Genomic DNA, 7,997 nt, shown 5'->3' with positions numbered 1-7,997 from the left:
CCGATGTTCTCGGTCCGCTCCGACGTTACATTGACCACTTCCGCCGACACGACAGGCCAAGGCGCAAAGTTCAGACCTGGGCTGCCCGTGGCATAGTATTCGCCCAGAAACAGTTCAACCGACTGTTCCTCGGGTTTGACAGTGTAAAAACTTGCATAGAGCCACAGAGCCAGAACAACCAGAACACCGAGCCCGATCGAACCCCGGTTAAGGCTCGGGCCCTGACCGCCGCCGCGCCCGCCATCGCCGCCGCCACGCCCGCCCATCAGGACGCGCAACTGCTCTTGGCCCTTTTTCATCAATTCGTCGATCTCGGGAATCTGCGGCTTGTCCTCACCGGGCCGACGCCCACCGCCTCCACGGTCGCCGCGGTCGTCCTTGCCGCCGCCACTACCGTTACTTCCTCCGCCGCCCCATGGGCCGCCAGAATGTCCTGCCATTCAACTCTTCCTCTCTGCGTCGAACCGGTTCATCAACATACCTGTGCAATGCGCCGGAAAATTCAAGCCGCCCGAACGGGCGATCTCATGGTCACCATCTCTTCACTCATCGTCGGATGTACCGCCATGGTGCGATCGAAATCCTCTTTCGTAGCCCCCATCTTGACCGCGATGCCGGCCAGTTGGATCATCTCGCCTGCACCCGGTGCGACGATGTGACAACCCAGCACCCGCCGCGTTTCGGCGCAAACCACCAGCTTCATCAGACCGCGCGCCTCACGGCCAGCAAAGAGCGACTGCATCGGCCGGAACGAGGTGCAGTAGATCTCGACCGGCCCCTGATCGCGCGCCTCTTCCTCACTCATGCCGATCGTGCCGAATTCGGGTTGCGTGAAAATCGCGGTCGGGATCAGGTCATGATCCGGCTTGGTCGGATTGCCCTTGAACACGGTCTCGACAAACGCCATTCCCTCGCGGATGGCAACCGGCGTCAGGTTCACACGATCGGTCACATCCCCCACCGCGTATACACTAGGCACCGAGGTCTGGCCATAGTCGTCCACGATGACCTCGCCCTTGCGCCCAAGTTCGACCCCGATCTGCTCGAGTCCCATATCGGCCGTGTTTGGCGCACGCCCGGTGGCGAACATCACCACGTCGAACTCGCGCTTGTCGCCATTTGTGGCCTTCACGTGGATGCCGGTTTCGGTCTTCTCCATCTCGATCACATTGGTTCCAAGGTGAAGCTCGACACCGTTCTGGATCATTTCCTCCGACACCAGCCCGCGCGCTTCCTCGTCGAATCCGCGCAGGATCTGCGCACCACGGTAATACTGGGTCGTTTTCACCCCGAGCCCGTTCATTACACCGGCGAATTCGCAGGCGATATAGCCGCCGCCGACGATCAGCAGGGATTTGGGCAGTTCCGGCAGATGGAAAATCTCGTTCGAGGTGATGGCATTTTCCTCGCCGGGAATCCCTGCCTTTACCGGATGCCCGCCCATCGCCAGAAGAATGTGCTTCGCCGTCTTGCGCTCGCCGGTCGAAAGCTCGACCGTATGTGCATCCAACAGTCGTGCGCGCGCATCGAAGGTCTCAACCCCGGCCCCGGCCAGCAACTTGCGATAAATCCCTTCCAGCCGGTCCAGTTCCGCCTCAAGCTTGCCATGGAACTTCATCCAGTCAAAGCCGTCGGAATGAACCGTCCAGCCATAGGCGGCGGCATCCTCCACAGCTGCGGAATACCCGCTCGCGAACACCATGAGCTTCTTGGGAACACAGCCACGGATCACACAGGTCCCGCCATAGCGGTCCTCTTCGGCCAGGGCGACCTTCGCCCCCGCCTCCGACGCCGCCACCCGGGCCGCGCGCACGCCGCCTGAACCGCCGCCGATCACGAAAAGATCATAGTCGAATGCCATCTGCCGCACCTTTCCAGCCACGAGCACCACATCTATTGCATCAGGCCCCGGAGTCTACCCCGTTCGGGACAGGCCCGCCAAGATTGGGGAATTGTCGCAGAAAACCCGCGCCTGCGCACCTTCAATCCATGAGGTCCGTGAAGAGATTGTCATCTTCGACGAAATCCAGTCTGTCCTCTTCGATCGTGCCTGCATTGATGTCGCGCAATTCCACCCGTCCGTCGCCGAATCCCACGACCACCACATCACAGATATCAATGAAGAGCCCGTTCTCGACCACGCCGGGCATCTGGTTGAGAACCATGGCCAGTTGCCGCGCATTACCGATCCGGTTCAAATGCAGGTCAATGATGTGATTTCCCTCATCGGTCATGAAGGGGACTTCGCCATTCATCCGAAGTGAGGTCTGACGGCCCAGGACATCCATGCTGATCAGCGTTTCCTCGATCAGCGCCTTGGTAGTCTGCCAGCCGAACGGAATCACCTCGACCGGAAGTGGAAAGGCCCCGAGCGTCTCGACCTCCTTGCCGATATCGGCGATCACCACCATCTGGTCGCTGGCCGTTGCAACGATCTTTTCCTGCAACAGCGCACCGCCGCCGCCCTTGATCAAGTTCAGATCGCCGTCGAACTCATCCGCCCCGTCGATCGTGATGTCGAGCCAGCGTGCCTCATCGAGACTGATGACTTCGATCCCGACATCGCGGGCCAACTCCGCTGTGCGTGTCGATGTCGGTACGCCTTTGATCTTCAGACCATCCTCGCGCACCATCTCGCCAAGGCAACGCACCAGCCAGGCCGCCGTGCTCCCGGTGCCCAGCCCCACGCGCATTCCGTCCTCGACCATGTCGGCGGCGCGCTTTGCCGCCACGAATTTCGCCTTGTCAATCGGTGAAAGTTCCCCAGCCATGACAGCCCCTTTCCTGACGTTGCACCTGCCTTATAGGTGACTTGCCAGGATCAGGCGAGGGGCAAAAATCCAACGACAGGGGCGCACCAGCCAAGGAACAATAACGCCCAGGATCCGGTCACATCGACCCTATCAGGCTGGGCCAGAAGCTCGCCGTTCTCAGCCGCCAACATGCCTTGTGCCGCCAAGACCGCAACCCAGAACATGACCCACATCTCGGGCCTCTCCCCTGCATCTTGTGTTCTTCATTTGTTTCAGCCTCGCCTTAACGCACCGTAAAAACGCACCGTAAACAAGCGCCGGGTCGTGGCCCACGCCCACAATGCCGCTTTCCTTGCATTCGCGAGCAATGCTTGACCTATTGTTATCGCATGACGATTACCTACCGCCTTTACTATGCCCCCGACAACGCGTCACTCATCGTGCGGCTTGCGCTCGAAGAACTGGCCATACCCTATGATACCACCCTGGTCGATCGCGCCGCCGGGGGCCAATCGGCGCCTGACTATCTCGCACTCAACCCGCACGGGCTGATCCCCACGCTGGACACGCCCCACGGCCCGATTTTCGAGACCGGGGCGATTCTTTTGTGGCTTGCCGACACCCACGGCGCGCTGGCCCCGGCGCCGACCGATCCCGACAGGGCAGCCTTCCTCAAATGGTTGTTCTTTACCTCAAACACGCTCCATGCCAACCTTCGCATGTTGTTCTACCCAGCCAAATACGCCGGCTCATATCCAGCGGCCCAAGCCGCACTACGCGCCCGGACCAAGGCCAATCTCGACACGCATCTCGCCCGGCTTGATGAGTTCGCCGCGACCTGTGCGCCGGTGTTGAACGGCATTCCGCTGACCATGCTCGACCTTTACGTCTGTGCCTGCCTGCGCTGGATGGCGATTTACCCCGAGGGCGAAACCGCGTGGTTCTCGCTTGGAAGAACGCCGCATCTGGCCCGTCTCGCGGCGCGAATCGAAGAGCGCGACAGCGTGAAACGCGCGATCCGTGCCGAGGGGTTGGGTCCGACCCCGTTCACCGCGCCCTCGATCGCCACCCCACGAGAAGGATCGGCAACCTAGATGTTTCTTTCCGTCTTCGAGATGTTCAAGATCGGCGTCGGCCCGTCCTCGTCGCACACCATGGGGCCGATGGTCGCCGCCGGCCGGTTTCTCGACCTGATACGCGCCGCGCCTTTCGATGTCGCGGGGTTGCGCGGGTCGCTGCATGGCTCGCTGGCCTTTACCGGCGTTGGCCATGCCACTGACCGCGCCACGATTCTGGGCCTCGCCGGGTTTCAGCCCGAAAGCTATGACCACGACCGAGCCGAGCAGACACTCGCCGCAATTCGCGACAGCGGCACGGTTACACCACCCGGCCTGCCTACACTGAACTTCCGCCCCAAGGACGATCTGATCTTCGATTTTGGCCCCGCCCTGCCCGGTCATGCCAATGGCATGATCCTGATGGCGACCGACGGCCAGGGCGACGTGATCCTGCAAGAGACCTATTATTCCGTCGGCGGCGGCTTCGTGCTCACCGAAAGGGAACTGGCCGCGGGCAAGGATACCGACACCGGCCCGCCCGTCCCCTACCCGTTCAAGTCGGCCGCCGAAATGCTCGACATGGCGCGCATTTCGGGCAAATCCATTGCTGAAATGAAGCGCAAGAACGAGATTTCGCGCGGCTGCTCTCAATCCCTTGCAAAGGGTACGGCGCGGATCTGGCAGGTGATGGATGATTGCATCACCCGCGGTCTCGACACCGGGGGCGAGTTGCCCGGCGGGCTGCGCGTCAAGCGCCGCGCCAAGGCGATCCGCGAACAGCTCGAAGCCGAACGCGGCATGAACCTCAACGCACCGCACACGATTAATGACTGGATTTCGACCTATGCAATGGCCGTGAACGAGGAAAACGCCGCCGGGGGGCAGGTCGTCACCGCCCCCACCAACGGCGCGGCGGGGGTAATGCCCGCGGTCATACGCTACTGGCTTGATCACGTGCCTGGCGCCACACCATCGAAGATAGAGGATTTCCTGCTCACCGCCGCCGCCATCGGCGGGCTGGTCAAATACAACGCCTCGATTTCCGGGGCCGAGGCCGGTTGCCAGGCCGAGGTCGGCTCCGCCGCCGCCATGGCCGCCGCCGGGCTGTGCGCGGTGATGGGCGGCACCCCCGAACAGGTCGAGAACGCCGCAGAGATCGCGCTGGAACATCACCTCGGCATGACCTGCGACCCGGTCAAGGGTCTGGTGCAGGTGCCCTGCATCGAACGCAACGGGCTGGGCGCGATCAAGGCCGTCTCGGCCGCTTCGCTCGCCCTGCGCGGCGACGGCACCCATTTCGTGCCACTCGATTCCGCGATCGAGACGATGCGCCAGACGGGGCTGGACATGAACGAAAAGTATAAAGAAACCTCGCTTGGCGGGTTGGCCGTCAACGTGCCGAATTGCTGAACTGCACGCGTTTTCATCTGCATGGCAATCGGATAGCTGAGCCCTTTTACTCCTACATTCTTGCAGAAGGGCCGCCCGCAAAGGGGGATACATGAAATGCGAACCTTGACGCCATCTCCCTCATCATAGCCGGCATTGACCCTCCTCATCCTCCCATTTAAGCCGGGCTATCCTTGCAAGCGAGCCAGCCATGACCGACCGCACCATTCTCGGCATTCTCTTCATGATCGGCTTTTCCATCCTCGCCCCGGTGATGGACAGCTTTGCCAAGGCCACGCCCGAAGAGGTGCCGGTGCTGCAGATCCTCGCCGCTCGCTTTGGCGTCCAGGCGCTTCTGCTGCTGCCCATCGCGCTTTGGATGCGGCATGCGCACCGCCCGGGGCGCGGTGAACTCGGACTGCATGTCGTGCGTGCGCTGTTGATTCTTGTCGCCACCGGCTGCTTCTTTACCGCGCTGCGCTTCATGCCGATTGCAAATGCGATTGCCATCTTTTTTGTCGAACCCTTCATCCTGACGCTGATGGGCGGGTTCTTTCTGGGCGAGTCGATCGGCCCGCGCCGGATCATCGCCTGCCTCGTCGGGTTTCTCGGGGCGCTTCTGGTGATCCAGCCGAGTTTCGCCGACCTTGGCCCGGTCAGCCTCCTGCCCGTCGTCACTGCCTTTTGTTTCGCCTTCTATATGGTTCTGACCCGTCAAATGGCCAAACGCACCCACCCTCTGGCACTTCAGGGCTATACCGCCATTGCGGCCATGCTTTTCATCGTGCCATTGCTCTGGGGCTTTGAGGGGTCAGGCATCGCCGCGCTCGACCCGGTCTGGCCGCGCGGACTGGCAGTCTGGACGCTGCTTGGCGTCGGGATCGTCTCGACCATCTCGCATCTTTTCGTCAGCTTCGCGCTGCGGTTTGCCCCGGCGGCCACCATCGCGCCACTGCAATATCTCGAGATCGTCTTCGCCACGATCCTGGGCTATTACATTTTTTCCGACATTCCCGACGGTCTGACCGTGCTGGGCGGCACCATCATCGTGGGGTCGGGTCTTTACGTCTTTGCCCGTGAGCGCGCCCTTGGCCGCCCGGCACGGCGCCCACCTCCTGCCCCCTGAGGCACGACCGCAACAGGATCACGTCCATGCTCCACGGGAATTCTACCTGTCATGCGCGATTGCCCCTCCGCGCATTTGGCCCTAGCGTGCCGGCATGAACACGGACCGCCCCCTGCTCGGCATCGCGCTGATGCTCGGATTTTGCATCATGGCGCCGATGGCCGACGCGGTGGCGAAACTGCTGGGCCAGTCGGTGCCAGTGGGGCAACTTGTGTTGATCCGCTTTCTTGTACAATTCCTGCTGCTGCTGCCCTTCCTCATGCTCGGCTTGCGACCATGGCGGATACGCGGGCGTATCCTGCATTTCGTCATGCTGCGGACCCTCCTGCATATCCTGGGAATCGGCCTGATGGTCTCGGCATTGCAATACCTGCCGCTGGCCGACGCCATTGCGATCGCCTTTGTGATGCCCTTCATCCTGCTGCTGCTGGGGCGCTTCTTTCTGGATGAAGAAGTCGGACGGCGCCGCTTCCTCGCCTGCATCGTGGGCTTTTCCGGCACCCTTCTCGTGATCCAGCCCAGCTTTGCTGCTGTCGGCTGGCCCGCTGTGCTGCCGCTTGGCGTTGCGGTGGTTTTCGCGCTCTTCATTCTCGTCACCCGCAAGATCGCCCGCGAAACCGACCCGATCGGGCTTCAGGCCATCAGCGGAGCGATGGCCGTCGTATTCATGGCCCCGCTGATGTGGCTCTTCGGAGGCCTTGGCACCGGCCTGCTCGATACGATCCGGCCCGATGCCACCGAATGGGCGATGCTCCTGGCCATCGGCATTCTGGGCACGCTGGGTCATCTGCTCATGACATGGTCCTTGCGCTATGCGCCCTCTGCCACGCTTGCCCCGATGCAGTATCTCGAGATTCCGGTGGCCGCAGTTCTGGGCTGGATCGTGTTTCGCGATTTCCCCAACGGGCTGGCCATGGCTGGCATCGTTGTCACCATCGCGTCCGGACTCTACATCATGATGACGGAACGCAGGGCCAGCGCCCGGCATCGTCCGCCGTCAGACCCGCAATCACGGCCTCCAATGTCCGCGCCGGCAGAATAGCCAGCATCGCGGGTGCGTTGACCTCGATTTTGACCGGCCCGGAGACCGCATTCGACGTGCCAATCCGCGACCCCGGCGCAAACGCGATCCCATCCAGCGGCCAGCGCAAGCCACGCGACCTGGCCCGCACCTCGCCCAATGGGAACAGCGAAAACCGGCTGCCCTGTGGCAGGGACAAATGAAATGCGGGCGGCACGATGAACACCAGATCGCGCTTTCCCAGAAGCAGACAAGGCCGGTCGGCATGGCGCATCAACCCGTGAAACGCCGCCAGTTGATGATCGACCCGGCCACCTCCGAACCCCACACCAATCACCAACGGCGCGCGAATGTTGCGCAGGCATTTCTCGAAATCGGTGCTGTCCTGTTCGGCGATCCGATATAGGCGTGCCTGCGGAATAGAGTCTTGCGCCGCTTCGGGAATCGAATCGAAATCGCCGATTACCGCGTCCGGCATGATCCCATGATCAAGCGCTACTTGGGCGGCCCCATCCGCTGCAACCACCACCGGAGCCTGAACAATCGCACGGCGCAGAACGGATCCCTTCACGCTTCCGCAACCGATCAGCGTGACCGGACCGCTTTCGTCAACAATTGCCGCGTTCACTATAGATTTACCTCCCATTGAG

At 61.9% G+C, this 7,997-nt stretch carries 7 protein-coding genes and 1 pseudogene; 4 read left to right on the top strand and 4 right to left on the bottom strand.

Features of this window, described 5'->3' with window-relative positions:
- From ACESL9_RS05820 to rpiA, 3 genes and pseudogenes are all read right to left on the bottom strand, one after another.
- Window positions 1-440 (bottom strand): annotated as a pseudogene (locus tag ACESL9_RS05820) (HflK protein); the annotation flags it as partial.
- A 62-nt stretch (window positions 441-502) separates the two neighbouring features.
- Window positions 503-1,861: a glutathione-disulfide reductase gene (gene gor / locus ACESL9_RS05815; RefSeq protein WP_372674595.1), complete on the bottom strand. Its 1,359-nt coding sequence runs from the start codon at window positions 1,859-1,861 to the stop codon at window positions 503-505.
- Window positions 1,862-1,982: 121 nt separating this feature from the next.
- Complete coding sequence (gene rpiA / locus ACESL9_RS05810; protein ID WP_372610965.1) at window positions 1,983-2,771, bottom strand: ribose-5-phosphate isomerase RpiA; 789 nt, start codon at window positions 2,769-2,771, stop codon at window positions 1,983-1,985.
- 371 nt (window positions 2,772-3,142) lie between these two features.
- Here rpiA and ACESL9_RS05805 point away from each other — a divergent pair, with 371 nt between their 5' ends.
- From ACESL9_RS05805 to ACESL9_RS05790, 4 genes are all read left to right on the top strand, one after another.
- Window positions 3,143-3,847 (top strand): glutathione S-transferase family protein, encoded by a 705-nt coding sequence (locus ACESL9_RS05805; RefSeq protein WP_372674594.1) that lies wholly within the window; start codon window positions 3,143-3,145, stop codon window positions 3,845-3,847.
- Window positions 3,848-5,221, top strand: a complete 1,374-nt coding sequence (locus ACESL9_RS05800) for an L-serine ammonia-lyase (RefSeq protein ID WP_372610961.1) — start codon at window positions 3,848-3,850, stop codon at window positions 5,219-5,221. It abuts the gene before it with no gap.
- Window positions 5,222-5,411: 190 nt separating this feature from the next.
- Complete coding sequence (locus ACESL9_RS05795) at window positions 5,412-6,326, top strand: DMT family transporter (protein ID WP_372610959.1); 915 nt, start codon at window positions 5,412-5,414, stop codon at window positions 6,324-6,326.
- A gap of 94 nt (window positions 6,327-6,420) precedes the next feature.
- On the top strand, window positions 6,421-7,368 hold the full coding sequence (locus tag ACESL9_RS05790; protein WP_372610957.1) for a DMT family transporter: 948 nt from the start codon (window positions 6,421-6,423) through the stop codon (window positions 7,366-7,368).
- Here the strand turns inward: ACESL9_RS05790 and ACESL9_RS05785 are convergent.
- Window positions 7,280-7,993 carry a thiamine diphosphokinase gene (locus ACESL9_RS05785; RefSeq protein ID WP_372610955.1) on the bottom strand — a complete coding sequence of 238 codons (714 nt, stop codon included), beginning with the start codon at window positions 7,991-7,993 and terminating at the stop codon, window positions 7,280-7,282. The two genes, ACESL9_RS05790 and ACESL9_RS05785, sit on opposite strands and share 89 nt — an antisense overlap.
- Window positions 7,994-7,997 lie beyond the last annotated feature (4 nt).

It is taken from the genome of Aquicoccus sp. (assembly GCF_041686535.1).
Lineage (GTDB): Bacteria > Pseudomonadota > Alphaproteobacteria > Rhodobacterales > Rhodobacteraceae > Aquicoccus.
Note: the sequence above shows the minus strand (reverse complement) of the source record. Positions and strands in the feature narration are given on the sequence as shown.

What these genes read in the sequence shown, in the direction of transcription:
- rpiA (WP_372610965.1), bottom strand. Translation starts at nt 2,771, where the DNA reads ATGGCTGGGGAACTTTCACCGATTGACAAGGCGAAATTCGTGGCGGCA.
- ACESL9_RS05800 (WP_372610961.1), top strand. Translation starts at nt 3,848, where the DNA reads ATGTTTCTTTCCGTCTTCGAGATGTTCAAGATCGGCGTCGGCCCGTCC.
- ACESL9_RS05795 (WP_372610959.1), top strand. Translation starts at nt 5,412, where the DNA reads ATGACCGACCGCACCATTCTCGGCATTCTCTTCATGATCGGCTTTTCC.
- ACESL9_RS05790 (WP_372610957.1), top strand. Translation starts at nt 6,421, where the DNA reads ATGAACACGGACCGCCCCCTGCTCGGCATCGCGCTGATGCTCGGATTT.
- gor (WP_372674595.1), bottom strand. Translation starts at nt 1,861, where the DNA reads ATGGCATTCGACTATGATCTTTTCGTGATCGGCGGCGGTTCAGGCGGC.
- ACESL9_RS05785 (WP_372610955.1), bottom strand. Translation starts at nt 7,993, where the DNA reads ATGGGAGGTAAATCTATAGTGAACGCGGCAATTGTTGACGAAAGCGGT.
- ACESL9_RS05805 (WP_372674594.1), top strand. Translation starts at nt 3,143, where the DNA reads ATGACGATTACCTACCGCCTTTACTATGCCCCCGACAACGCGTCACTC.